This is a genomic window from Pseudomonas sp. Eth.TT006, from assembly GCF_054456575.1.
In genome coordinates this window covers 48,350-73,809 of the sequence record NZ_JBTJEN010000016.1, presented here as the reverse complement: position 1 = coordinate 73,809, position 25,460 = coordinate 48,350, and the positions used below count along the sequence as shown (strand labels likewise).

Below are 25,460 nucleotides of genomic sequence, written 5' to 3'. Positions count from 1 at the left end.
GCGCTGAGGCGATGGCCGGGAATTATACGCTCGCCGAAACGACCGGCGTCGCAGTGACTCGCCAGTCATCGCCAACCGCGCGGATTTCAGTGATTTTCAGTTCAGGCGCGTCTTTCATGTAGGCCAGCGGCCAGTCCAGCAATGGACGCGCTGTGGAGCCGAGGAACTTGCCGGCGATGAAGATCACGAATTCGTCAACCAGACCAAGCCGGGCAAACGCGCCGGCAAGACGCGGGCCGGCCTCGACCAGCACCTCGTTGACACCACGCCTGGCCAGTTCGATGAGCAGTTGATGCAGATCGACCTGACCGTCATCGCCCGGCACGATCAGGCATTCCGGGCCGTTGGCGTATTGCTCTTCGACCGCCATGCAGGTGGCGACCAGCGCCGGCCCGGCCTTGAAGAAGGGCGCATCCAGCGGCACCCGCAGGCGCCCGTCGATCAGCACGCGCAGCGGTTGGCGGCTCATGGCCAACGCGGTTTGTTCGGCGTCCAGACCCAGTTCATCGGCGCGCACGGTCAGGCGTGCGCCATCGGCCAAAACGGTGTCGGCGCCGGTCAGCACCACGCTGGCCTGCGCGCGCAAACGCTGCACCGCCGAGCGCGCGGCCGGGCCGGTGATCCATTGGCTCTCGCCACTGTCCATCGCCGTGCGCCCGTCGAGACTCATCGCCAATTTGACCCGCACGAACGGCAGGCCGTGTTCCATGCGTTTCAAAAAGCCTTGATTGAGTTGGCGCGCTTCGGCTTCGAGCACACCGCTTTGCGTGGCGATGCCGGCATCGGTCAGCCGCTGCAAGCCACGCCCCGCGACCTGCGGATTCGGATCACGCATCGCCGCAACCACCCGGCCCACCCCGGCATTCACCAGCGCATCGGCGCAAGGCGGCGTGCGCCCATGGTGGCTGCACGGTTCCAGGGTGACGTAAGCCGTCGCGCCACGAGCCAGTTCACCGGCGGCGCGCAGCGCGTGGACTTCAGCGTGAGGTTCGCCGGCACGCTCGTGAAAGCCTTCGCCGACAATCTGCCCGTCGCGCACGATCACGCAGCCAACCCGTGGGTTGGGGTGCGTGGTGTAGTGGCCTTTACGCGCCAGTTGCAGCGCGCGCGCCATGAAGTGCGCGTCGAGGATGGCCTGCTCGGCGGCGTGAGTCATTCTTTCACCGGTTCGCGGGCGAGGCGGTCGATCTCTTCGCGGAACTCGTTGAGATCCTGGAAGCGCCGGTACACGGAGGCGAAACGGATGTAGGCCACTTCATCGAGCTTTTGCAGTTCGGCCATCACCAGTTCGCCGACCACGAGGGATTTGACCTCGCGCTCGCCGGTGGCGCGCAGCTTGTGCTTGATGTGGACCAGAGAGGATTCGAGGCGCTCGACGCTCACCGGACGTTTCTCCAGGGCGCGTTGCATGCCGGCGCGGAGTTTTTCTTCGTCGAACGGTTGGCGGCTGCCGTCGGTTTTGATCAGGCGCGGCAACACCAGTTCGGCCGTCTCGAACGTCGTGAAACGTTCGCCGCAGGCCAGGCATTCACGCCGGCGGCGCACCTGTTCGCCCTCGGCGACCAGACGCGAGTCGATGACCTTGGTGTCGTTGGCACCGCAGAAGGGACAGTGCATGGTGGCTGGCAACAAAAAAAGGGAGGGCCATGGTAGCGCATCCCGGTGGCAAGACAAGCCATAGGCTTTGCGGTATACAGACTGCCATGATCGTTTGATCCACGGATTTCATTTTCTGGAGCTGCCAATGCCGCTACGTCCGCTCGTTTTGCTCAGTCTTTTCGCCCTGCTGGTGGCTTGCGGCAGCGACAAGCCCAAGCCACAACCGCAACCGCCCACCCCAGGCCCGGCGCCGCAACAGGCGCAGAAAAAAGCCCGCGAGGCCGCCGATCTGGGTCCGCTGCCCGCTTATCAAAGGGAACTGAGCGGTACCTTGCAAGGTGTGCCGGCCGGTGCCGAAGTCGAACTGGCGCTGCTGGTGATCGACGACAAGTCGCGTCCGCAGCAACTGCTCGCCAGTTCCAGCCTGATCGGCAACAACCAGGCTTTGCCGTTCCGCCTGCGCTTCAATCCGGAAGCCTTTCCAGCCGGAGCCCGGGTTGAGTTGCGCGGGCGTGCCACGCAGTCGGGCCAGTTGATCCTGCACCTGCCGGCGCAGACCATCACTCAGCCGACCACGCAGGCGCTGGGCCAGCTGCAATTTGTCAAAGCACCATGACCGCACCGCTCGACCTGCAACAGGCGTTAGGTGAATTGCTCGGCGATGCGCGGCTCAAGGCCTGTGCATTGCCGGGGACCGACTTGCAGCTGTGGTTGATCGACGGCGACAACATGCACCGCGAATTCAGCCCCGACGAAACCCGACGCATCCTGCATGAGCCGCCGTACTGGAGCTTTTGCTGGGCCAGCGGTCTGGCGGTGGCGCGTTATCTGGCCGAGTTCCCGGAATGGGTGCGCGGCAAGCGCGTGCTGGATTTCGGCGCCGGATCCGGGATTGCCGGGATCGCCGCCGTCAAGGCCGGGGCGCTGGAAGTGGTGGCCTGTGACCTTGATCCACTGGCGATCGCCGCGTGCCGGGCCAACGCCCAACTGAATAATGTGCAGATGAGTTATTCGACGGACTTCTTTGCCGAGGCTGATCGATTCGATCTGATTCTGGTGGCGGACGTGCTCTACGACCGCGAGAACCTGCCGCTGCTCGATGCGTTTCTCAGCCGCGGGCGGGAAGCGCTGGTGGCGGATTCGCGGGTGCGGGATTTCCGTCATCCGTTGTATCAGCGGATCGAAATGCTTGAAGCCATGACCTTGCCGGATCTGGCGGAGCCGGAAGAATTTCGGCATGTGAGCCTGTATCACGCCCGGCGTGATTGAAACGGGTAAAAGATCGTAGCCTTCGGCAGCTCCTACAGTAGCCGCGTCGAGCCGATTTCTTGTGTACGACACGCAACCCTGTGGGAGCGGGCTTGCCCGCGAAGGCGTCCTCCAGAACGACACTTAGCTAAAATCTGCCCCCGCTTCCGGCCACACCCCGCCAAGCCGTATAGTTGCCCCATCCACGCTTTTACGAGATCCCCCATGAGTCAGCAAACGCCGTACATCTTCGACGCCACGACTGCCGATTTCGACCAGTCGGTGATCGAGGCTTCCTTCAACAAACCGGTGCTGGTGGATTTCTGGGCCGAGTGGTGTGCGCCGTGCAAGGCGTTGATGCCGATGCTGCAGGGCATTGCCGAGAGCTATCAGGGCGAACTGCTGCTGGCCAAGGTCAACTGCGACATCGAGCAGGACATCGTCGCCCGCTTCGGCATTCGCAGCCTGCCGACCGTGGTGCTGTTCAAGGACGGGCAACCGGTCGACGGCTTTGCCGGTGCGCAACCGGAATCCGCCGTACGCGCCCTGCTCGAACCGCATGTGCAGATGCCGCCGCCGGCTGCAGCCGATCCGTTCGAACAGGCTCAGGCGCTGTTCGATGAAGGACGCTTCGCCGATGCCGAAGCCGCGCTGGTGGTGATGCTCAATGAAGACAACAGCAATGCCAAAGCGCTGATTCTCTATGCACGCTGCCTGGCCGAGCGCGGCGAACTAGACGAAGCTCAGACCGTGCTTGATGCGGTCAAGAGTGATGAGCACAAAGCCGCACTGGCCGGGGCCAAGGCGCAGATCAAGTTCCTTGGTCTGGCGCGCGACTTGCCGGATGCCGCCGATCTGAAAGCACGCCTGGCGAAAGATCCGCAGGACGATGAGGCGGTGTATCAATTGGCGATCCAGCAACTGGCACGCCAGCAATACGAAGCGGCGCTAGAGGCTTTGCTCAAGCTGTTCATCCGCAACCGCAGCTATGGCGAAGGTCTGCCGCACAAGACGTTGCTGCAGGTGTTTGAACTGCTGGGTAATGATCATCCGCTGGTGACCATGTACCGCCGTAAGGTGTTCGCTGCGCTTTATTAAGATCAAAAGATCGCAGCCTGCGGCAGCTCCTACAGTCGTTCATCCGCAATGCGCGGTAGACCTGTAGGAGCTGCCGAAGGCTGCGATCTTTTGCGGCTTACTCGATCCAGCTATAGAGCGGCGTATCCCCACCACTCACCACTTTCACCTGTGAACTATGGCGCAGCCGCACCAGCAAGCGCTTGCCCGCCGCCGCGCTGCCGGTCAAACCCTCAAGCTGATCGAGCAGATCCGGCCCGCTGAGCCGCCCGGCCTTGCGCAGCAGATCTTTCGCCACCTGCCACAACGCATCGTCCTGGTTCTGCGCCTTGGCGACTGGCGCCGCCATCTCCGGCTGAGTCGGCGATTGCACATTCAGCGCCGAACCGAGCTTCGCCCAATCGCTGTCATCCAGCTCCACCGTCAAATCCACCGGCATCGCGCCGACGGTTCCGCGTATCCGCAACATCTGCTTCGCTCCTGCACATTTCTGACCTGCATGCTCCCACGGGACTTGTGCAACGCCAAGCGCACGGGCAAACTCTGCGGGCTTTCGTTATAAGATTACATAACAAACTCTTCACTTTACTTTCCGGAGACCCGCCATGCGTCGTCTGCTGCTCGCTTTGCCGTTTGCCCTGTTGCCGCTGGCCGTCGCCTTTGCTGCCGATGAGCACGATCACGATCATGAACACGGCAGCCTCGGCGCGCATGAACATGGTGTCGGCCGCTTGAACGCTGCACTCGACGGGCAGACCCTGGAGCTGGAACTGGAAAGCCCGGCGATGAACCTGGTCGGCTTCGAACATGCCGCCACCAGCGACGCTGACAAGGCCAAAGTCGCCGCCGCTCGCGCCAAACTGGAAAACCCGCTGGCGCTGTTCAATCTGCCAGCCGCCGCCGGGTGCAAAGTGGCCAGCCAGGAGCTGGAGAGTCCGCTGTTCGGCGACAAGCCGGATGCCGACGAGCATGACGATGATGATCACGACGAAGATGCCAAGGGCGGCGAAGCGCATCACCACGATCACAGCGAAATCCACGCGCACTACCAGTTCACCTGCGCTGCACCGGGTGCGCTGAAAACCCTGGATCTGGCGACGCTCTTCAATACATTCCCGGCGACCCAGAAAATTCAGGTACAACTGATCAGCCCGAGCGGGCAGCAAGGGACGGAAGTGACGGCCAAGGCCCCTGCCCTGAATTTCTGATGGCCTGAAAAATCCCTGTAGGAGCTGCCGAAGGCTGCGATCTTTTGATCTTGCTTGTAAAAGACCAGGATCAAAAGATCGCAGCCTTCGGCAGCTCCTACAGAAAAGCCTGTGTACAACCATGAAACTGGTGCCATGACCCAAGCACTCATCGAACTGTCCGACCTGGGCTTCAACTGGCCCGGTCACCCGCCGTTGCTGGACATCCCGGCGTTTCGCCTGGAGCCCGGCGAAACCCTGTTTCTCAAAGGCCCCAGCGGCAGTGGCAAGACCACCCTGCTCGGCCTGCTCGGTGGCGTGCAGAAACCCGGACGCGGCAGCATTCGCCTGCTCGGCCAGGAGCTGACCGAACTCGGTGCCGGCGCCCGCGACCGTTTTCGTGTCGATCACACCGGCTACATCTTCCAGCAGTTCAACCTGCTGCCGTTTCTCTCGGTCCGCGAGAACGTCGAACTGCCGTGCCACTTCTCCAAGCTGCGGGCCGAGCGGGCGAAACAGCGTCACGGCAGTGTCGATCAGGCCGCCGCGACGTTGCTCGCTCACCTGGGCCTGAAGGATGAAAGCATCCTCAGCCGGCGAGCCGACTCGCTGTCGATCGGCCAGCAACAACGGGTCGCCGCCGCGCGCGCGTTGATTGGCCAACCGGAACTGGTGATCGCCGACGAACCGACTTCGGCGCTGGATTACGACGCCCGGGAAAACTTCATTCGCCTGTTGTTCGCCGAATGCCGCGAGGCCGGTTCGAGCCTGTTGTTCGTCAGTCACGACCAGAGTCTGGCGCCGCTGTTCGACCGTCACCTGTCCCTGGCCGAGCTCAATCGCGCCGCCACGTCTGCCGAGGTCTGAGATGTATCTGTTTCGTCTGGCCATGGCCAGCCTGGCCAACCGCCGCTTCACCGCCCTGCTCACCGCATTCGCCATCGCCCTGTCGGTGTGCCTGCTGCTCGCCGTCGAGCGGGTGCGCACCGAGGCCAAAGCCAGTTTCGCTAGCACCATCAGCGGCACCGACCTGATCGTCGGCGCCCGCTCGGGCTCGGTGAACCTGCTGCTGTACTCGGTATTCCGCATCGGCAACGCCACCAACAACATCCGCTGGGACAGCTTCGAACACTTCGCCAGCAACCCGAAAGTGAAGTGGGCGATCCCCATGTCCCTCGGCGACTCGCATCGCGGCTACCGGGTGATGGGCACCACCGAAGCGTATTTCGAGCATTACCAGTACGGCCGCCAGCAGCATCTGGAACTGGCCGATGGCCGGGCGTTCGCCACCGATCCGTTCGAAGTGGTGCTCGGTGCCGAAGTGGCCGAAGCACTGCATTACAAACTCGGTGACAAACTGGTGCTGGCCCACGGCGTGGCGGCGATCAGTCTGGTCAAGCACGACGACAAACCGTTCACCGTGGTCGGCATTCTCAAGCGCACCGGCACCCCGGTGGACCGCACGCTGCACATCAGCCTCGGCGGCATGGAGGCGATCCACATCGACTGGCACAACGGCGTGCCGGCGCGCGGCAACGGGCGGATCAGCGCCGATCAGGCGCGCAACATGGACCTGACCCCGCAAGCGATCACCGCGTTCATGCTCGGCCTCAACAGCAAGATTTCCACCTTCGCCCTGCAACGCGAAATCAACGAATACCGTGGCGAACCGATGCTGGCAATCCTGCCGGGCGTGGCCTTGCAGGAATTGTGGAGCCTGATGAGCACCGCGGAAAAAGCGTTGTTCGTGGTCTCGCTGTTCGTGGTGCTGACCGGTTTGATCGGCATGCTCACGGCGATTCTCACCAGCCTCAACGAGCGTCGTCGGGAGATGGCGATTCTGCGTTCGGTCGGTGCGCGGCCGTGGCACATCGCAAGCCTGTTGGTGCTGGAGGCGTTCGCTCTGGCGCTGACCGGAGTGATCGCCGGGCTGGCATTGCTGTACATCGGCATCGCTGCGGCGCAGGGTTATGTGCAGGCCAATTACGGGCTGTATCTGCCACTGGCGTGGCCGAGCGAGTATGAATGGACGCTGCTCGGTGGCATTCTGGCCGCCGCGCTGCTGATGGGCAGCGTGCCGGCCTGGCGCGCGTATCGCCAATCATTGGCCGATGGCCTGTCGATCCGTTTATGAGGATGTTCACCATGCCCCGCGCCGTTCTCGCGCTGTTGCTGCTGGTTGCCCTGCCCGTGTGGGCAGCGGCGCCGAAAGACCTGACCTGGTCGGAGATGATCCCGCCGGACGCCGCGCCGGAAGTGCCGAACATGACGCCGTTGCACGACATGTCGAAGATGGGCGACGCGCTTTCGGCGGAGTCCGCGCCAGCGGCGAAACAGGACATGCCGAATGCCCCGGTGGTACAGAGCCTCGACGGCCAGAACATTCGTCTGCCGGGCTATATCGTGCCGCTGGAGGTCAACGAAGAGGGGCGTACCACGGACTTTTTGTTGGTGCCGTATTTCGGCGCCTGCATCCACGTACCGCCACCGCCGTCGAACCAGATCGTGCATGTAAAAAGCGAGCTGGGGGTGAAGCTCGACGAGCTGTATCAGCCGTACTGGGTCGAGGGGCCGTTGCAGGTCAAGGCGTCTACCAGCGAACTGGCGGATGCCGGGTATCAGATGGCGGCGGACAAGATTTATGTGTATGAGCTGCCGGAGTGAATCCGGCCGTTCTGTGTTGTTTTAAATGGCCCCTTCGCGAGCAAGCCCGCTCCCACAGTTGACCGAGTTCGAATGTGGGAGCGAGCTTGCTCGCGAAGGCGTGCGCGAAGGTTGCACAAAAAACCACCCCTTCACTGTTTCATTGAGCTGAGTCAAAAGACCGTATCAGTTGGCTTCGTACCATTAGGACATAAACATTTTTAACGTCCTTTTGGAGCTCCCATGAACAAGTCCTTGCTCAGCGCTTCGCTGTTTGCATTCGCGCTCGCAGCCCCGCTCGCCCACGCCCACGAAGCTGGCGACATCATCGTTCGCGCCGGTGCGATCACCGTCAACCCGAAGGCCGACAGCTCCAGCGTCAAGGTCGATCAGGGTCCGTTGAGCGGCGCCAACCTGGGTGGCAAGGCGACCATGAGCAGCGACACCCAACTGGGTCTGAACTTTGCGTACATGCTGACCAACAACATCGGTATCGAGTTGCTGGCCGCCTCGCCGTTCGAGCATGACGTGAAAATCAAAGGCACCGCGCTGCCAGCCGCCAACGGCAAACTCGGCACCCTGAAACACTTGCCGCCGACCCTCAGCGTCGTCTACTACCCGCTGGACGCGAAATCGCCATTCCAGCCGTACATCGGTGGCGGCATCAACTACACCTGGATCTACGACGAGCACGTCGGCAGCGAAGCCCAGTCCAACGGCTTCAGCAACTTCAAGGCGAAAAACTCCTGGGGTCTGGCCTGGCAGGTCGGCGCCGACTACATGCTGACCGACAACATCATGCTCAACGCCCAGGTGCGCTACATCGACATCGACACCCGCGCCACTGTGGAGAACAACGCCGTGGCGCCGGGCACCCGGGCCAAGGTGAATGTGGATGTCGATCCGTTTGTGTACATGGTGGGTCTGGGCTACAAGTTCTAAGCCTCGATTGAAAAGAACGTTCACGTGGTGGTGAACCTGGCTTTTGCAGTGAGAGTAGATAACTGTGGTGAGGGGGCTTGCCCCCGTTCGGCTGCGCAGCAGTCGTAAAATCGGAGTAGGCGTTCTCTACGTCATTTTTCAGGGCTGCTTCGCAACCCAACGGGGGCAAGCCCCCTCGCCACAAATTTCTTATCTGCAGGAAGTATGTCGCCATCAGAGCGATTTCCGGCCACAAAAAAAGGCGTCCGCTCTGGACGCCTTTTTTTGTGGCAATAAGAAATTATTGTCCCAGCAACCGCGCCAGCCCCACGCGCATCGGCGTCTGCTGCGGCAGCTTGAAGCGCTCCAGCAGACGCGCGTTATTCGCCCGCGAATGGCGGATGTCGCCGGAGCGTGCCGGGCCGTAGCTGATCGGTGGCAGCTCGCCGACGACCGCTTCCAGTTCAGCCAGCATCTGCTTGAGATTGGTCGCCTGATTCCAGCCGACGTTCACCGCGCCGACGGCCACTTCCGGTTTCTCGATGGCCTGCACCAGCAGGTCCACCAGGTCTTCAACGTAAAGGAAATCGCGGGTCTGCTCGCCGTCGCCGAACACGGTGATCGGCAGGCCTTTCTGCGCCCGCTCGCTGAAGATGCTGATGACCCCGGAGTACGGCGAGGACGGATCCTGGCGTGGGCCGAAGATGTTGAAAAAACGGAAGATCACCGGTTCCAGACCGTGCTGGCGGCGGTAGAAGTCGAAGTAGTATTCACCCGCCAGTTTGTCCGAGGCGTAAGGCGTCAGTGGCGCTTTGGGCGTTTCCTCGTCGATCGACTGGCCTTCGCCGTTGTTGCCGTACACCGCGGCACTGGAAGCGAACAGCACACGTTTGACCCCGGCCTGGCGCATGGCCTCGCAGACATTCAGGGTGCCGATGAAATTGCTCTGGTGGGTCTTCACCGGATCGTCCACCGACGCCTGCACCGAGGCCACCGCCGCCAGATGGGCCACCGCGCTGCAGCCTTGCATTGCCTGCGCAACCAGCGCGGCATCGGCGACGTCTCCGACGATCAGCTCGACCTTGGGATTGTCCAGCGGCAGGTTGGCGCGCTTGCCGGTCGACAGATCATCGAGGATCCGTACCGAATGGCCTGCGGCGAGCAACGCATCCGTCAGGTGCGAGCCGATGAAACCGGCGCCGCCGGTGATTAAAACAGGGCCTTCAGCCATGACGATAAAACCTATCCAGTAAAGCCGGGAGCGCCGCGCGCCAGGCGCGGGGCTTGATTCCGAACGTGTGCAGAATTTTCTTGCAGGCGAGCACCGCGTGTTGCGGCTCCTCGGCGGCGTCCGGTCGTGCGGCATGCGCCTGAGCGGTCGGCGCTTCGATTGCCAGCGGATGCAGGCTGCGCGCCTCGGTCAGAATCGCCTGGCCCAGCGCCAGCGGGGTGGTCGCCTCGTGGCCGGCATAGTGATAAGTGCCCCACAGTGGCGCCGCGCAATCGAGTTGTTTGAGTACCGAAATGATCACTCGCGCGGCGTCATCCACCGGAGTGGGATTGCCCCGCCGATCATCGGCCATCAGCAATTCATCCGGCTGTTCGGCGCGGGCCAGGAAGCGCCCGAGGGTGCCATCAGGGCTGTCATCGAGCAGCCAGCCGAAGCGCACCAGTACATGTTGCGGGCAGGTCGCGCGCACACTTTGTTCGATGCGCCACAGCGCCTGACCGCGCAGGCCCAGCGGCACCGGCTCGTCTTTCTCGCTGTAGGCGGTCGCCCGCGAACCGTCGAACACCCGGTAACTGGAGGGCTGCACGAGGATGATGTTGTGGTGCTGACACAGTTCGGCCAGGCGCTCGATGGCGCGTTCTTGGCCGGCCAGACGGCTTTCGCTGACAGTTTCGGCCTGAAACCAGTCGAAATAGTAGGCGAGGTTGATCAACGCATCCGGCCGGGTGTCGTCCAGCAGTTGCGTGAGGCTCGCGGCATCCCAGCCGTCTTCTGGCGGGCGGGGGGCGAGGAAACCGATGTCTTCCTCCGCACCGAGGCGAATCAGCGCCTGCCCAAGGGCATTTCCGCCGCCCAGTAACATAAGGCGCATTCGCATAGAGTCAGCAGGCCCAGTCTGATTGGAACGATGGCTTTAGCGACGGCCGGTGTGGCGCCGTCGTCGATAATTGCCGGAATCGTTGCATTTTGCGGGTTTAGTGCGCAACCGTCATCCGTAAAGTGTACCTCCCCGGGATTTGTGCCATGACCACTGGCCTCTTCGCTGGCAAGCCAGCTCCCACAAGGCTCAGTGTGGATTGCAAAATTTGTGAACAACAAAAATCACTGTGGGAGCTGGCTTGCCAGCGATGAGGCCCTGCTGAACAGCGGAGATCCTCAGCGGTACTTGCATCTTGCCGCCCCCACCCGCATAACTTAAGCCATGAATCTGCCCATCCCCAAGGACGCCGCACTGGCAGGCTTTCACCCCGCCGTCAGCGCCTGGTTCAGCAGCACGTTCCCGACGGTCACCGCCGCCCAGGCCCGCGCGTGGCCGTTGATCCGTCAGCGCCGCTCGACGCTGATTGCCGCGCCCACCGGTTCCGGCAAAACCCTCACCGCGTTTCTCGCGGTGCTTGATGATCTGGTCCACCGTGGCCTGGAAAACCCTGAAGGCCTGCCGGACGAAACCCTGGTGGTCTACGTTTCGCCGCTCAAGGCGCTGTCTAACGACATCCGCATCAACCTGCAAAATCCGCTGGCGGGGATCACCGAGCAGTTGCGCCAGCGGGGCCTGCCCGAATTGCAGATCACCACCGCGGTGCGCACCGGCGACACCCCACAAAAAGACCGCGCCGCGATGCGCAAAAGCGCGCCGCACATTCTGGTGACCACACCGGAGTCGCTGTACGTGCTGCTCGGTTCCGAATCCGGGCGCAAAATGCTCGGCACCACGCGCACGGTGATCATCGACGAAATCCATGCGATCGCCGCCGGCAAGCGCGGCAGCCATCTGGCGCTGAGCCTCGAACGCCTGCAGGCGCTGTGCGCCGAACCGCTGACGCGCATCGGTCTGTCTGCCACACAAAAACCCATCGATGCCGTGGCGCGGTTTCTGGTCGGCACCGAGCGGCCGTGCGAGATCATCGACATCGGCCACGCCCGTCCGCGAGATCTGGGCATTGAAGTGCCGCCAGTGCCGTTGTCGGCGGTGATGGCCAACGATGTCTGGGAGCTGGTCTACGATCGCCTCGCCGAGTTGGCCCGCGAACACCGCACCACGCTGATTTTCGTCAACACCCGGCGTCTGGCCGAACGCTTGAGCCGCCACCTCAGCGAACGCCTCGGCAAACAGGCCGTCGCCGCGCACCACGGCAGTCTGGCCAAGGAATTCCGCCTCGACGCCGAACAGCGACTCAAGCGTGGCGAGTTGCAAGTGCTGATCGCCACCGCCTCGCTGGAGTTGGGCATCGATATCGGCGAAGTCGATCTGGTCTGCCAGATCGCCTCGCCGCGTTCGATTGCCGGTTTTCTGCAACGCGTCGGTCGTTCCGGGCACCAGGTCGGTGGCACACCCAAAGGTCGTTTGTTCGCCACCACCCGCGACGACCTGATCGAATGCGCCGCCCTGCTCGACTGCGTGCGCCGGGGCGAGCTCGACACCCTGCACATTCCCGAAGCGCCGCTGGACGTGCTGGCGCAGCAGATCATCGCCGAAGTCAGTTGCCAGGAATGGGCGGAGGACGCGCTACTGGCCATTTTCCGCAAAGCCTCGCCCTATCGCGACCTCGACGAAAAACACTATCAGGCGCTGCTGACCACGCTCGCCGAAGGCTACAACGGTCGCCAGGGCATCCGCAGCGCCTACCTGCACCGCGACGCCGTCAGCCGCACACTGCGTGGCCGCCGCGGCGCGCAACTGACCGCGGTGACCAGCGGCGGCACCATCCCGGACAACGCCGATTACAGCGTGCTGCTGGAACCGCAGGGCCTGAACATCGGCAGCGTCAACGAAGACTTTGCTGTGGAAAGCATCGCCGGCGATGTGTTCCAGCTCGGCAACACGTCGTATCGGATCCTGCGCGTGGAAGCCGGCAAGGTGCGGGTCGAGGATGCCCAGGGCCAGCCGCCGACCATTCCGTTCTGGCTCGGCGAAGCACCGGGGCGCAGCGATGAACTGTCCTCGGCGGTGGCACGCCTGCAAGCGACCCTCGACGAACTGCTCAGCGTCAGCCCCGGCAATCTGCAACCGGCGCTCGACTGGCTGACCACGACCCTCGGACTGAACCACGCCAGCGCCGAACAACTGGTGGAATACCTCGCCCGCGCACGCCTGACCCTTGGCGCCCTGCCCTCGCAGGACACGCTGCTGATGGAGCGGTTTTTCGACGAGTCCGGCGGCACTCAACTGATCATCCATTCGCCATTCGGCAGCCGCATCAACCGCGCCTGGGGTCTGGCGCTGCGCAAGCGTTTCTGTCGCACCTTCAATTTCGAGTTGCAGGCTGCCGCCAGCGAAGACGCGATCGTTCTGTCGCTGTCCACCAGCCACAGCTTTGAGCTGGACGAGGTCTGGCGTTACCTGCACAGCAACAGCGCCGAACACATTCTGATCCAGGCGATTCTCGACGCGCCGCTGTTCGGCGTGCGCTGGCGCTGGAATGCCGGGGTCGCACTGGCACTGCCACGCTTTACCGGCGGGCGCAAAGTCGCGCCGCAGTTGCAGCGGATGAAAAGCGAAGACCTGATCGCCAGCGTGTTTCCGGACCAGATCGCCTGCCTGGAAAACCTCGCCGGCGAACGCGAAATCCCCGAACACCCGCTGGTGGAACAAACCCTCGACGACTGCCTGCACGAGGCCATGGACAGCGAAGGCTGGCTCAATCTGCTGCGGCGCATGGAGCGTGGCGAGGTGCGTCTGCTCAGCCGCGATCTGCCGGCGCCGTCACCGTTGGCGGCAGAAATTCTCAGTGCCAAGCCGTACGCCTTTCTCGACGATGCGCCGCTGGAAGAACGTCGTACGCAAGCGGTAATCAACCGGCGCTGGAGCGATCCGCAATCCACCGATGATCTCGGCGCACTGGACGTCGACGCCATCAACGCGGTGCGTGCGGAAGCATGGCCGACGCCGGCCAACGTCGACGAAATGCACGAGGCGCTGATGAGCCTGGCCTGCGTCAGCGAGGCCGAAGTGCAGGCCAACGCAGCGTGGCGCGGATGGCTGGACACCTTGACTGCCAGTGGCCGCGCCTGTCGTCTGCTGATCGGTGCACACCATTGCGTGTGGCTGGCGCGCGAACGCCTGATCTGTCTGTTGACCCTTTATCCACAGGCCACGCTGCAACCGCCGCAGGCGGCCTTGCCCGGTTTCGATGAACCGTGGACGTATGAGGAAGCGCTGGTCGAAGTGATCCGCGCACGGCTCGGCGCGTTTGGCCCGCTGCCGTTACCGGCGATTGCCGAACCGCTGGCGCTGCCCACTGCGCAAGTCGCACAAGCCCTCGCGCAACTGGAGCGCGAAGGCTATGTGTTGCGCGGGCAATTCACTCCGGGCGCGACGGTGGAGGAATGGTGCGAGCGGCATCTGCTGGCGCGGATCCATCGTTACACGGTCAAGCGTTTGCGCCGGGAAATCGAGCCGGTGGCGTTGCAGGACTTCATGCGTTTTCTGTTCGACTGGCAGCATTTGTCCAGCACCACCCGCGGTCAGGGCAGCGCGGTGTTGCCGGCGATTGTCGGCCAGTTCGAGGGTTACCCGGCGGCGGCTTCGGCGTGGGACAGCGAGATCCTCCCGGCGCGGATCAAGGACTATTCGCCGAGCTGGCTGGATGACCTGTGCCGCAACGGCAAACTGGTATGGACGCGGCTCAGCGCCCGGCAGAAAGTCAGCGGCAGCGCCCTGCGCAGCACGCCGATTGTGCTGCTGCCGCGCAGTCAGGTGGGGTTGTGGAGCGCGCTGGCCGAGCAGACGCCGGTCAGCGAACTGTCGCCGAAAACGCAGAAGGTCCATGAGGCGCTGAGTCAGCATGGCGCGCTGTTTTTCGATGAACTGATTCACGAGGCGCGCCTGCTGCGCAGCGAACTGGAAATTGCCCTGCAGGAACTGGTCGGCGCCGGCCTGGTGAACGCCGACAGCTTCGCCGGCCTGCGCGCGCTGATCACTCCGGCCAGCAAGCGCCAGCAACGCAGCAGCCGACGCGGGCGCGGCGCATTTATCGGCGGCATGGACGATGCCGGGCGCTGGGCCTTGTTGCGCCGCGGGCCGCCGGGCGAAAGCGGCCAGACGCCCGCGCCGGAAACCCTCGAACACGTGGCCATGACTTTGCTGCGGCGCTACGGCGTGGTGTTCTGGCGTCTGCTGGAACGCGAAGCGGACTGGCTGCCGAGCTGGCGCGAGTTGCTGCGCACCTTTCATCGACTGGAGGCCCGTGGCGAGATTCGCGGCGGACGTTTTGTCAGCGGTCTGGCGGGCGAACAGTTTGCCTTGCCCGAGGCGATTCCGTTGCTGCGCGAAGTTCGGCGCCGGCCGCATGACGGCAGCCTGATCGCGGTGTGTGGGGTCGATCCGCTGAATCTGGCGGGGACGTTGTTGCCGGGGGCGAAGGTGCCGGCGCTGGCGAGTAATCGGCTGGTGTATCGCGATGGTTTGCCGGTGGCGGCCGAAGTGGCTGGCAAGCAGGTGTTGTGGGCGGAGATGGATCAGGTCGGCATGGAACAGGTGCGTGGCAAGCTGATCCGGCATTGATGTCGTCCGCACTGGCGCTATCGCGAGCAGGGCTCACTCCTACAAGGGGAACGCATTCCAACTGTAGGAGTGAGCCTGCTCGCGATGAGGCCGGTGGACCCAGCACACGTCGGCGCTAAGTCCGAGACTCCTGCGGCAATACCACTGCCGAGTGCTCGGCTGGGGGTTCTTCCTGCCGTTTGGGCAACAAAACCTGCTGTGGATAAGTCTGCGCGAAATGCACCACCGGGCTGTTATCCACAAGCTTTTTCAAACGCTGGTTGAACGCCCGGCTCACCGCATACTGCCCGCCCGACACAGTACGGAATTGCGCCGTCAGCACCACGCCATTCAGGTCCATTTTGTCCACCCCGAAAACATCCAGCGGCCCTTGCAGGTTGTATTTGAGGAACGGGTCTTCGCGGATCGAATCGCCAGTCTCGCGGATCAGCTCGATGGCCTTGTCGACATCCGTGTCGTAGGTGAACTGCACCGAGAAAAACGCAAAGGCGAACTGCCGCGACTGGTTGGTGACGGCCTTGATCTGGCCGAACGGCACCGAGTGCACGAAGCCCTTGCCGTCACGCAGGCGCAGGGTACGAATGGTCAGGCCCTCGACCGTGCCGGCGTGCCCGGAGTCGAGCACCACCCAGTCGCCGATCGACAGGGTGTCCTCGATGATGATGAACAGCCCGGTGATCACGTCCTGCACCAGTTGCTGCGAACCGAAACCGATGGCCAGACCGACCACCCCGGCACCGGCCAGCAAGGGCGCGACATTGATCCCGAGGTTGGCCATGGTGGTGATCGCGCAGATCACCACCAGGATGATTTTGATCGCGTTGCGCAGCAGCGGCAGGATGGTTTTCACCCGGGTGCTGGGCTGGCGCGACGAGCGTTTGTTGACCGGTGGTTTCAACGCTTCCTGAATGGCCGTGTCGAGCACCACCCACAACAGCCACGTCACCAGGAAGATCAGGCCGATGCTGCTCAAGGCATTGCTGATCGCCCGGCCGATCGTGCTGCTCTGGGCAAAATCGAGCAGCGACACGCCCCAGATGCGCCCGAGAATATCGATAAAGACAATCGCCATGACAATCCGCAGCAAGGCGTGCAACAGGCTGAGAAAGCGTTCCTTGTAGGCGCTGCTGCGCTGGATCGCGGCGGCTTTTCGCGACTTGAACAAATGCTGCAGGATCGTGCTGAGAAACACCGTGCCGATCAGCAACACCGTGGTGAGCAAGGCGCAACGCAGGGCTTTCTGATTGTCCTCGCCAATGCCGATCAGATTGACCGCCGAAACCAGCACCATCAACACGATCGGCCAGTACCAGAGTCCGGAAAAAATCCGCAGCGACTCTTGCAACGACGGCTGCTTCAAGCGCTGCGCCAGCGGTCGATTGCGGATCAGGTGCGCCACCGGCCGACGCAAGCGAATCACCAGCAGACCGAAAATGATCGAGGCGATCAACCCGGTGAACACCGCGACGCTGCTGGTGATGTTGCCGCCCAGTTGCCGGGCGATCTGCGGGCTGGTCAGCGCGTCACTCAGGGCCGCGAGGAAGCCGATCAGAAACAGCGGTTTCGGGCAGTAGTCGCGGATGATCCGCGCCGCAGGCCGTTTGTGTCCGACATTGAACATCACCACCACGCACAACAACATCGAGGTGGAGAAAATGCCGCTGCTGGTGGCATACGCCAGACACAGCGCCAGCGCGCGGCCCACCGAAGCCTGCAGAAAGTGGCTGACGTACAGCGTCAGCGGCAGACAGATCAGCGCCGGCAGCGTGTACGGCAGCACATAACCGAGCAGGTCCTGACTGCGCTGGCGAGTACGCAGCCAGCGGCCCTCACGGAGACGCCCGGCGAGCAGGCCGCCGAGCACCGTCAGCAGGGCGAAGGCGCCAAGCCACACTCCGGACAGCATGAGGAAATCCCCGGCGACGCTCCAGCCCGAGCGATTCGACGGCTGATTGACCAGCCTGTCGACTTCATCCGCCGCACGGTCGGCCCGCAGGCGCCAGGCGTCGACCAGATGCTCGTTGAGATCGAGCTTGTCCTGCACGTCGTCGATGCTGGTACTGATTGCGCCGAGCAGACCGCCCTGCACGATCGGTTCAGGTTTGGCCGCCTCTTCGCTGGCCGCCGGAACACCCGGCAGCGCAGCGGCGTCGATTTCACTGGCACCGAGGAACAACAGTGCTCCCAGCAGCATGGCGATCCTGAACTTGACCAAAACTCCGCTCTCCGTTGGCTGAACCTGTAAGGAACTGATCGGTGAATGGCGGACAAGTTCGGTTTTTGCTCTGAATCAACTCCCTCTGAATTCCCCTGAATGAACCTACCTTTATGGGGAGGGGGCTTGCTGTGGCGAGGGGGCTTGCCCCCGTTGGGCTGCAAAGCAGCCCCAAGCCAGCCGCGCCCCGTATTTACGGAGACACCAGGGTATTTGGATTGACGACTGCTGCGCAGTCGAACGGGGGCGAGCCCCCTCGCCACAACAAGCTCCCTCGCCACAGAGGCATATTTGCGTAGGCAGCAAATATCAAATGCCCGCCAACGTATTTTTCCGCCCCTGCCAAACCCCGACACTGCGCTCCATCCAAACCACTACCGGAGTGCTGTCATGCCCATTGCCTTGCTCGCGCTGACCCTCAGCGCATTCGCCATCGGGACGACCGAGTTCGTCATCGTCGGCCTGCTCCCCACCATCGGCGCCGATCTCGGCGTCAGTCTGCCGTCCGCCGGGCTGCTGGTCAGTCTGTACGCGCTGGGCGTTGCCGTTGGCGCGCCGGTGCTGACCGCCCTCACCGGCAAGGTCCCGCGCAAACTGTTGCTGCTGTCGCTGATGGTGCTGTTCACCCTCGGCAACCTGTTGGCGTGGCTGGCGCCGAGTTATGAATCACTGGTGCTGGCGCGGATCGTCACGGGTCTGGCGCATGGGGTGTTTTTCTCCATCGGCTCGACCATCGCCACCAGCCTGGTGCCCAAGGAAAAAGCCGCCAGTGCGATTGCGATCATGTTCACCGGTCTCACCGTGGCCTTGGTCACCGGCGTACCGCTGGGCACGTTTATCGGTCAGCATTTCGGCTGGCGGGAAACCTTCCTTGCCGTCTCGGCGCTGGGTGTGATCGCCTTTATCGGCAGCCTGCTGTACGTGCCGAACACCATTGCCCACAGCAAACCGGCGTCGTTGCTGCAGCAACTGCAAGTGCTGAAACAACCGCGCCTGTTGCTGGTGTACGCAATGACCGCCATCGGCTACGGCGGCTCGTTCATCGCCTTTACCTTCCTCGCGCCGATCCTGCAGGACATCTCCGGCTTCAGCGCCAGCACCGTCAGCCTGGTGCTGCTGGTGTACGGCGTGTCGGTGGCGGTCGGCAACATCTGGGGTGGCAAACTGGCGGACAGACGCGGGCCGATCAGCGCGCTGAAAATCATCTTCGCCCTGCTCGCGGCAGTGCTGTTCGTGCTGACCTTCACCGCCGGCAATCCATGGCTGGCACTGGCCACGGTACTGGTCTGGGGCGCGGTGGCATTCGGCAACGTGCCGGGGCTGCAGGTGTATGTGGTGCGGCAGGCGGAGCATCACACACCGCACGCGGTGGACGTGGCCTCGGGGCTGAACATTGCCGCGTTCAACCTCGGGATCGCCGGCGGCGCCTGGGGCGGTGGTCTGATCGTCGAGCACCTTGGCCTGATCCACACGGCGTGGATCGGCGGGCTGGTGGTGTTGGTGGCGCTGGCATTCACCGCCTGGAGCGGTCGACTGGATCGCCTTGGACCGACCTATGCCCAGCCGGCCGAAAGCCGCGTATTCACCGGTCACTGAGTAACCTTGTGGGAGCGGGCTTGCTCGCGAAGACGGACTGTCAGCCAACGACAAGCAGCTGACCCACCGCATTCGCGAGCAAGCCCGCTCCCACATTGGTTTCGCAATGCCCACGAGAATGTACCGTCCGTAACGCCACCGAAACTTTCCCGAACCGCCCGCAGTCATCAACAGACACAGGCGGTACGAGGACTGATAACGGGAGGCGGCATGGCAACGATTCACATCGGTATTTCCGGCTGGCGCTACGCTCCGTGGCGCGGGGATTTCTACCCGAAAGGACTGACCCAGAAGCGCGAGTTGCAATTCGCCTCGCGGGCGGTCAACAGCATCGAAATCAATGGATCGTTCTACGCCCTGCAACGGCCCGAACGTTACGCCCAGTGGTACAGCGAAACGCCCGACGATTTCGTGTTCAGCGTCAAGGCGCCGCGTTTCATCACCCATGTGCGGCGTTTGCGCGAGATCGAAAAGCCGCTGGCGAACTTCTTCGCTTCCGGGGTGCTGGAACTCAGGGAAAAGCTCGGGCCGATCCTCTGGCAGTTTCCGCCGAACTTCAAATTCGATGCCGAGCGCTTCGAACACTTCCTGTCGTTATTGCCCCACGACACCGAGGCCGCAGCCGCCCTCGCCCGCCAGCACGATTCCCACCTGCACGGTCACGCCAGCGTCAAAGCCTGGCGCAAGAAACCGCTGCGCCATGCCGTGGAAGTGCGCAACGAAACTTTCATCGATCCGGATTTCATCCGCCTGTTGAAACGCTACAACACCGCGCTGGTGATCGCCGACACCGCCGGTAAGTGGCCGTACCGCGAAGATGTCACCAGCGATTTCGTTTACCTGCGTCTGCACGGCGCCGAAGAGTTGTACGCCAGCGGTTACAGCGACGCCGCGCTGCAGAACTGGGCCAAGCGCATCGACGCCTGGCATCACGGCGGCCAGCCTACCGATGCCCACCTGATCGCGCCGCGCATTAAGCCCCGGGCGCGCAAATCCCGCGAAGTGTTCTGCTATTTCGATAACGACATCAAGGTCCGCGCCCCTTACGACGCACGCAATCTTCTGCAGCGTTTCGACCTCGACAAAAATTTGGCCACCACCCCCGGCGTACCGGCTGAAGAAGGGGTGCTGGCATGAGCATTCCAGAGCCGGTTTCCGTCACCGATGAAGGCGCAGAAATCGCGCCGACCGTGCGCAGTTTCACCGTGCTGACGGTCAACACGCACAAGGGTTTCACCGCGCTCAATCGGCGTTTCATCCTCCCGGAATTGCGCGAAGCGGTGCGCAGCGTGGCGGCCGACGTGGTGTTTCTGCAGGAAGTCCACGGCACCCATGAGCACCATCCCAAGCGCTACAGCAATTGGCCGACGATGCCGCAGTACGAATTCCTCGCCGACAGCCTCTGGCCGCAGTTCGCCTACGGACGCAATGCGGTATACCCCGAGGGCGATCACGGCAATGCGCTGCTGTCGAAATTCCAGATCATCCGCCACGACAACCTCGACGTTTCGATCAGCGGCCATGAGAACCGCGGCCTGTTGCATTGCGTGCTGCGCCTGCCGGGCGATGGCGTCGAGGTGCATGCGATTTGCGTGCACCTGGGCCTGCGCGAAAGCCATCGCAACGCGCAACTGCAGTTGCTCGGGCAGCGTCTGGCCGAGCTGCCGGAGGATGCGCCGGTGATCATCGCCGGCGACTTCAACGACTGGCGCCAGCGTGCCGACGCGCTGCTCAAACCCTGCGGTCTGCGCGAGGTGTTTGCCGAGCATCACGGTAAACCGGCGCGCAGTTTTCCGGCGCGTCTGCCAACCCTGCGCCTGGACCGTATCTACGTGCGCAACCTCAAGGCCAGCCAGCCGAAAGTGCTGGCGAACCGGCCTTGGTCACACCTGTCCGACCACGTCCCGTTATCGGTGGAGATTGAATTATGAGCAGCGCACCGCTGGAGAAATCCGCCGTAGAACCGATCAGCCTCAACCCGCCGGTGCGCGAGCCCGGCCAGGTTGACGTCGAGTACAGCTGGCACGGCAATAACCGCGTCGAACTGCTGGAAAACGGCGAGGAATATTTCCCCCGGGTATTCGACGCCATGCGCGCGGCCAAGAGTGAAATCCTGCTCGAGACCTTCATCGTTTTCGAAGACAAGGTCGGCGCAGAGCTGCAGCAGATTCTGATCGACGCGGCCCAGCGTGGCGTGCGCACCACGGTCAGCCTCGACGGTTTTGGTTGTGGCGAGTTGACCACCGGTTATCTCGCGGCATTGAGCGAGGCCGGCGTGCATTTGCAGATGTTTGACCCGGCGCCGAAACACCTGGGATTTCGCACCAACTGGTTCCGCCGTTTGCACCGCAAGATCGTGGTGGTCGACGGGTTGATCGCGTTCATCGGCGGGATCAATTTTTCCGGCGATCACCTAGCCGATTTCGGCCCCGAAGCGAAGCAGGATTATGCGGTGCAGATTCAGGGGCCGGCGGTGGCTGACATCCACCACTTCGCCCTGCTGCAAAGCGGTCGTCCGGGACGCGCACGATTCTGGTGGCAACGCCGGCGCCAGCGTCGCGCCGAGATGGCTTTCAGCGACCACGACGGCCAGGTGCGTCTGGTGTTTCGCGACAACGATCAGCACCACACCGATATCGAAGACGTGTATATGCAGGCATTGCGCCGGGCCAAACGGCGGGTGGTGATCGCCAACGCCTACTTCTTCCCCGGCTATCGCCTGCTACGCGAGATCCGCAATGCCGCGCGCCGTGGCGTCGAAGTTCGGCTGATCCTGCAAGGTCAGCCGGACATGCTGGTGGCGAAACTGGCAGCGCGCATGACCTACGACTACTTGCTCAAGGCTGGCGTGCAGATCCACGAATATTGCCAGCGACCGCTGCACGGCAAAGTCGCGCTGGTGGACGAAGAATGGAGCACCGTCGGCTCGAGCAATCTCGACCCGCTGAGCCTGTCGCTGAATCTGGAAGCCAACGTGCTGATCCGTGATCGTGGGTTCAATCAGCAGTTGTTCCAGCGCCTCGAAGACCTGAGTCAGAACCATTGCAAAGCGATGGACCCGAGCAAGTCGCCACGCGGGCGGATCTGGCACATGACTGTGGGGTTTCTGGTGTTCCATTTCCTGCGGCATTTCCCGGCGATGGCCGGTTGGTTGCCGGCGCATAAACCGCGGCTCAAGCCGTTTCGAGGGCGCACGTCATGAGCCGTTCCGAAGCGCACCCGAGCGCTCATGCTGCGCCCGCAACCCAGTCGAAATGGACTCGCTGGAAACGTCCGCTGACCCTGCTGTTTTTCCTCGCGCTGATCGTCTTGCTGACGATGTTTGCGACCCGTATCGAATGGGCCGAGGTGCTGCAGACCCTCGCCGACTTCAAGGTGCGCACGCTGATCATCGCTGCCGGCGTGACCTTGCTGAGTTTCCTGACCTACGCCAGTTTCGACCTGATTGGCCGTACCTACATTCGCCAGGACCTGACCTGGAAACAGATCCTGCCAGTGGGGATCATCAGTTACGCGTTCAACCTCAATCTCAGCGCCTGGGTCGGCGGGATCGCCATGCGCTATCGGCTGTATTCGCGACTGGGCGTGAGCAAAGGCAACATCGCGAAAATCCTCGGCCTGAGTCTGGCGACCAACTGGTTTGGCTACATGACCATCGCCGGCGTGGTGTTCAGCAGTGGCCTGGTGAGCATGCCGCCGGGCTGGAAAGTCAGCAGCGCTGCGTTGCAAGGGATTGGCGTGCTGCTGTTGCTGGTGAGTGCCGGTTACCTCGCCGCCTGCCAGTTCTCGAAGCGCCGCGAGTGGTCGATTCGCGGGGTGGAAATCAACCTGCCTTCACTGCGCATGGCCATCCTGCAATTGCTGCTCGGCGCGCTTAACTGGTCGTTGATGGCGGCGGTGATTTTCACTTTGCTGCCGAGCAAGCTGGATTATCCGTTGGTACTTGGGGTGCTGTTGATCAGCGCGATTGCCGGGGTCATCACTCACATTCCCGCAGGCCTCGGCGTGCTGGAAGCGGTGTTTGTTGCGCTGCTGCAACATGAGGCTTCCCGTGGGAGTCTGGTGGCGGGGCTGTTGGCGTATCGGGCGATTTATTTTCTGCTGCCGTTGTTGATCACGGTGGTGATGTATCTGGTGGTGGAGGCCAAGGCCAAGGCGTTGCGGATCGAGAAGAAACCCAGCCATTAGAATCAAGATCAAAAGATCGCAGCCTGCGGCAGCTCCTACAGGGCTCGGACCGCGATCGGACGATCTTTTGATTTTCAAGACTGAATAATGCTCAACCGCTCACCCACCACCATCTCGGTAATCCAGTCCACCAGAATCGAGGTGTAGGCCTGCTGCGATACCGGATCACTCAACGCATGGTCGGCGCCGTCGATGATCCGGTGCGTCAGCGAATGGGTCTGCTGACAGGCCGCGCGGTAACTCATGATCGTCGCGTGGGGCACGTAGTCGTCGGTTTCCGACTCCACCAGCAACACATCGCCGGTGAACTGCGAACAGGCGTGCAAGGCACGGTTGTTGTCAGCGCGCACCAGTGTGCTCCGATAGTCACGCAGATCCGCCTTGTCCAGCTCACGCTTGGGCGTGTGCCATTGCTCGTCGCGATACAGCGCCGGCACCCGCAGCGCCAGCCAGCGCACCGGGCGCAATGAGGTGAGAATCGACGCCAGGTAACCGCCGTAACTGGTGCCGACCACCGCAATCGCCGAGGTGTCGAGCGCCGGGTGCGCGAGCAGTCGGTCATAGGCTGCGAGCAAGTCACGCAAGTTGTCTTCTCGGGTCACTCGGGTCAGCGGAATGCCGGTACCACCGGTATGGCCGCGCAGATCGAAAGTCAGGCACACACAGCCAAGTCCGGCGATGCCCTTGGCGCGTTCCAGATCGCGCTCCTGACTACCGCCCCAGCCGTGCACAAACAACACGCCGGGGACTTTCGATTTGGGACTGAGAAACGTCCCGCTCATCTGTTCATCATCAATGTCGATTTGAATGCTTTCGCTTCTAGCCGTCATAGGATTTGACCGTTACGTATTTGAGGAGAAAGTCGCTGTTCTCGGCCGGACCGCGATAGATTTCGATGGCGTCCGCCGGCAGGCTTTGATCGCTGTAGGTTTCCACCGTCGACACGCGGATCGCCGGCATCTGCGGGTCGTTGACGAAGCTTTGCAGCGCCGCCAGCTCCGCGCTGCTGGCACCGCCCATGCGCCAGGATTGCTCGAGCACGCCGCTGCGGGGTTGGCCATTGCTGTCCAGCCCCTGGGCAATGTCGTAGTTGCGGCGCGAGGCGTAGAAATTCGGGTAGGCCTCATCGGCCGCGCGGTCGAAAACCTGCGCCTGCTCGATGGCCAGTCGCACTTCGTCCGGCAACTTCAGCGCCAGCAACTCGTCGTAGCCGCCCTGCACCACCAGCAGGTTCGAGCCGCCGTAGACATCTTCGCCGTGGGCGTCTTTGGTCAAGTATTGATCACCGCAGTAGCTCAGCACCCTGCCGCCGATGAATGACTGGCCGACGCTATGGGTGAAGACCTTGCTCAAATCCTGCTCCAGCACTACCCCGGCGCGAAACAGCTCTGCAGCTTCCGGACGGGCGAGCACTTCATCGAACGCATCGAGGCTGTTGATCACTACCTGGCCACGACCGGCGCAGGCGTGAATCGGCTTCAAACGGATCGGCCCGCTGTACAGCAGATGCTCGGCGGCGGGACGTGCGTCTTCGAGGGCAAACACGCTCAGGCCATCAAGCACCACGTCGCGCACGCGCTCGGAGAACAGCGGCGCCCAGCCTGGTGGCGCGTGGGCCAGATGGCTGCGCAGGCCGTGGCTGATGGCTTTGGTGCAGATGAAATCGTATTCGACGTATCCACCCCACAAGTCGTCCGCGCTTTTGATGCCCATGGCTTGTGCCTGTTTGGCGCCGACAATGGTTTGCGTCGGCAGCCAGTACAGGTCGCGACCGCGGTGTTTTTCCGGGTGGTAGCTGCCTCCGAATTTGAGCCCGAGAATTTGCGCCAGCCAGCGGGCCAGCGCCTTGTTGGTGTGGACTTCGTGCTGGGGCGCAGCCGCGCGCACCGAGTGCGCAACGACCACTTTCCTGCTCGGTGTCGGGGTCATGCGTCCCCCTGCAGCGGTTCAGTGAATGAGTGATGAACGGTGCAGAGATCAGGCCAACGAGCGACCAGTGGAAAGCGCATCTGAATCAGAGAGTTGCAAAAACGGTGATGGCATCGCGCCCGT

Annotated in this window: 22 protein-coding genes; 14 read left to right on the top strand and 8 right to left on the bottom strand. The window is 62.7% G+C overall.

The window, feature by feature from the left end:
• Positions 1 to 22: 22 nt before the first annotated feature.
• Both ribD and nrdR read right to left on the bottom strand, forming a co-directional pair.
• A complete protein-coding gene (gene ribD, locus ACXR0M_RS22690) occupies positions 23 to 1,156 on the bottom strand; it encodes a bifunctional diaminohydroxyphosphoribosylaminopyrimidine deaminase/5-amino-6-(5-phosphoribosylamino)uracil reductase RibD (protein ID WP_458833919.1) in 1,134 nt (377 codons plus the stop codon).
• Entirely contained in the window at positions 1,153 to 1,617 is a 465-nt protein-coding gene (nrdR, locus tag ACXR0M_RS22685; RefSeq protein WP_003228656.1) for a transcriptional regulator NrdR, read from the bottom strand. The genes ribD and nrdR overlap by 4 nt, the downstream gene beginning before the upstream one ends.
• 127 nt (positions 1,618 to 1,744) lie before the next feature.
• On the opposite strand from nrdR, the gene ACXR0M_RS22680 reads away from it, so the two are divergent.
• The 3 genes from ACXR0M_RS22680 (at position 1,745) to trxA (ending at position 3,945) form a co-directional block, all read left to right on the top strand.
• The gene (locus ACXR0M_RS22680) at positions 1,745 to 2,215 is read left to right on the top strand and encodes a YbaY family lipoprotein (protein ID WP_458833918.1); all 471 of its coding nucleotides are present in this window, start codon (positions 1,745 to 1,747) and stop codon (positions 2,213 to 2,215) included.
• Positions 2,212 to 2,868, top strand: a complete 657-nt coding sequence (locus ACXR0M_RS22675) for a class I SAM-dependent methyltransferase (protein ID WP_458833917.1) — start codon at positions 2,212 to 2,214, stop codon at positions 2,866 to 2,868. Before ACXR0M_RS22680 ends, ACXR0M_RS22675 begins: the two co-directional genes overlap by 4 nt.
• A gap of 204 nt (positions 2,869 to 3,072) precedes the next feature.
• The gene (gene trxA / locus ACXR0M_RS22670) at positions 3,073 to 3,945 is read left to right on the top strand and encodes a thioredoxin (RefSeq protein WP_458833916.1); all 873 of its coding nucleotides are present in this window, start codon (positions 3,073 to 3,075) and stop codon (positions 3,943 to 3,945) included.
• A 97-nt stretch (positions 3,946 to 4,042) separates the two neighbouring features.
• On the opposite strand, the gene ACXR0M_RS22665 is transcribed toward trxA, so the two are convergent.
• On the bottom strand, positions 4,043 to 4,393 hold the full coding sequence (locus ACXR0M_RS22665) for a hypothetical protein (protein ID WP_458833915.1): 351 nt from the start codon (positions 4,391 to 4,393) through the stop codon (positions 4,043 to 4,045).
• Between the two features lie 136 nt (positions 4,394 to 4,529).
• Between ACXR0M_RS22665 and ACXR0M_RS22660 the strand changes: the two genes are divergently transcribed.
• The 5 genes from ACXR0M_RS22660 to ACXR0M_RS22640 all read left to right on the top strand — a co-directional run bounded on the left by ACXR0M_RS22660 (position 4,530) and on the right by ACXR0M_RS22640 (position 8,696).
• Entirely contained in the window at positions 4,530 to 5,132 is a 603-nt protein-coding gene (locus ACXR0M_RS22660; RefSeq protein ID WP_458833914.1) for a DUF2796 domain-containing protein, read from the top strand.
• Positions 5,133 to 5,267: 135 nt separating this feature from the next.
• Complete coding sequence (locus ACXR0M_RS22655) at positions 5,268 to 5,978, top strand: ABC transporter ATP-binding protein (RefSeq protein WP_127651247.1); 711 nt, start codon at positions 5,268 to 5,270, stop codon at positions 5,976 to 5,978.
• A gap of 1 nt (position 5,979) precedes the next feature.
• Positions 5,980 to 7,245, top strand: coding sequence for an ABC transporter permease (locus ACXR0M_RS22650; protein WP_458833913.1), 1,266 nt, complete (start codon positions 5,980 to 5,982; stop codon positions 7,243 to 7,245).
• Positions 7,246 to 7,256: 11 nt separating this feature from the next.
• Positions 7,257 to 7,775 (top strand): DUF3299 domain-containing protein, encoded by a 519-nt coding sequence (locus ACXR0M_RS22645; protein ID WP_007966123.1) that lies wholly within the window; start codon positions 7,257 to 7,259, stop codon positions 7,773 to 7,775.
• A 222-nt stretch (positions 7,776 to 7,997) separates the two neighbouring features.
• Positions 7,998 to 8,696 carry an OmpW/AlkL family protein gene (locus tag ACXR0M_RS22640; RefSeq protein ID WP_458833912.1) on the top strand — a complete coding sequence of 233 codons (699 nt, stop codon included), beginning with the start codon at positions 7,998 to 8,000 and terminating at the stop codon, positions 8,694 to 8,696.
• Positions 8,697 to 8,976: 280 nt separating this feature from the next.
• Here the strand turns inward: ACXR0M_RS22640 and ACXR0M_RS22635 are convergent, their stop codons facing one another.
• Both ACXR0M_RS22635 and ACXR0M_RS22630 read right to left on the bottom strand, forming a co-directional pair.
• Entirely contained in the window at positions 8,977 to 9,906 is a 930-nt protein-coding gene (locus tag ACXR0M_RS22635) for an NAD-dependent epimerase/dehydratase family protein (protein WP_458833911.1), read from the bottom strand.
• On the bottom strand, positions 9,899 to 10,783 hold the full coding sequence (locus tag ACXR0M_RS22630) for a sugar nucleotide-binding protein (protein ID WP_458833910.1): 885 nt from the start codon (positions 10,781 to 10,783) through the stop codon (positions 9,899 to 9,901). The genes ACXR0M_RS22635 and ACXR0M_RS22630 overlap by 8 nt, the downstream gene beginning before the upstream one ends.
• Positions 10,784 to 11,107: 324 nt before the next feature.
• Here ACXR0M_RS22630 and ACXR0M_RS22625 point away from each other — a divergent pair, with 324 nt between their 5' ends.
• On the top strand, positions 11,108 to 15,409 hold the full coding sequence (locus ACXR0M_RS22625) for a DEAD/DEAH box helicase (RefSeq protein ID WP_458833909.1): 4,302 nt from the start codon (positions 11,108 to 11,110) through the stop codon (positions 15,407 to 15,409).
• Between the two features lie 115 nt (positions 15,410 to 15,524).
• Here ACXR0M_RS22625 and ACXR0M_RS22620 read toward each other — a convergent pair whose 3' ends face one another.
• Positions 15,525 to 17,624 carry a mechanosensitive ion channel family protein gene (locus ACXR0M_RS22620; RefSeq protein WP_458833908.1) on the bottom strand — a complete coding sequence of 700 codons (2,100 nt, stop codon included), beginning with the start codon at positions 17,622 to 17,624 and terminating at the stop codon, positions 15,525 to 15,527.
• Between the two features lie 390 nt (positions 17,625 to 18,014).
• On the opposite strand from ACXR0M_RS22620, the gene ACXR0M_RS22615 reads away from it, so the two are divergent.
• The 5 genes from ACXR0M_RS22615 to ACXR0M_RS22595 all read left to right on the top strand — a co-directional run bounded on the left by ACXR0M_RS22615 (position 18,015) and on the right by ACXR0M_RS22595 (position 23,408).
• Positions 18,015 to 19,220, top strand: a complete 1,206-nt coding sequence (locus tag ACXR0M_RS22615) for an MFS transporter (protein WP_458833907.1) — start codon at positions 18,015 to 18,017, stop codon at positions 19,218 to 19,220.
• A 210-nt stretch (positions 19,221 to 19,430) separates the two neighbouring features.
• On the top strand, positions 19,431 to 20,357 hold the full coding sequence (locus ACXR0M_RS22610; RefSeq protein ID WP_458833906.1) for a DUF72 domain-containing protein: 927 nt from the start codon (positions 19,431 to 19,433) through the stop codon (positions 20,355 to 20,357).
• Positions 20,354 to 21,151, top strand: coding sequence for an endonuclease/exonuclease/phosphatase family protein (locus tag ACXR0M_RS22605; protein WP_458833905.1), 798 nt, complete (start codon positions 20,354 to 20,356; stop codon positions 21,149 to 21,151). Before ACXR0M_RS22610 ends, ACXR0M_RS22605 begins: the two co-directional genes overlap by 4 nt.
• Positions 21,148 to 22,422, top strand: a complete 1,275-nt coding sequence (gene clsB / locus ACXR0M_RS22600) for a cardiolipin synthase ClsB (RefSeq protein ID WP_458833904.1) — start codon at positions 21,148 to 21,150, stop codon at positions 22,420 to 22,422. Before ACXR0M_RS22605 ends, clsB begins: the two co-directional genes overlap by 4 nt.
• Positions 22,419 to 23,408: a lysylphosphatidylglycerol synthase domain-containing protein gene (locus ACXR0M_RS22595; protein ID WP_458833903.1), complete on the top strand. Its 990-nt coding sequence runs from the start codon at positions 22,419 to 22,421 to the stop codon at positions 23,406 to 23,408. Before clsB ends, ACXR0M_RS22595 begins: the two co-directional genes overlap by 4 nt.
• 74 nt (positions 23,409 to 23,482) lie before the next feature.
• On the opposite strand, the gene ACXR0M_RS22590 is transcribed toward ACXR0M_RS22595, so the two are convergent.
• Both ACXR0M_RS22590 and ACXR0M_RS22585 read right to left on the bottom strand, forming a co-directional pair.
• Complete coding sequence (locus tag ACXR0M_RS22590) at positions 23,483 to 24,238, bottom strand: alpha/beta hydrolase family protein (RefSeq protein ID WP_458833902.1); 756 nt, start codon at positions 24,236 to 24,238, stop codon at positions 23,483 to 23,485.
• Positions 24,228 to 25,337 carry a DUF3182 family protein gene (locus ACXR0M_RS22585; RefSeq protein WP_458833900.1) on the bottom strand — a complete coding sequence of 370 codons (1,110 nt, stop codon included), beginning with the start codon at positions 25,335 to 25,337 and terminating at the stop codon, positions 24,228 to 24,230. The genes ACXR0M_RS22590 and ACXR0M_RS22585 overlap by 11 nt, the downstream gene beginning before the upstream one ends.
• Positions 25,338 to 25,460 lie beyond the last annotated feature (123 nt).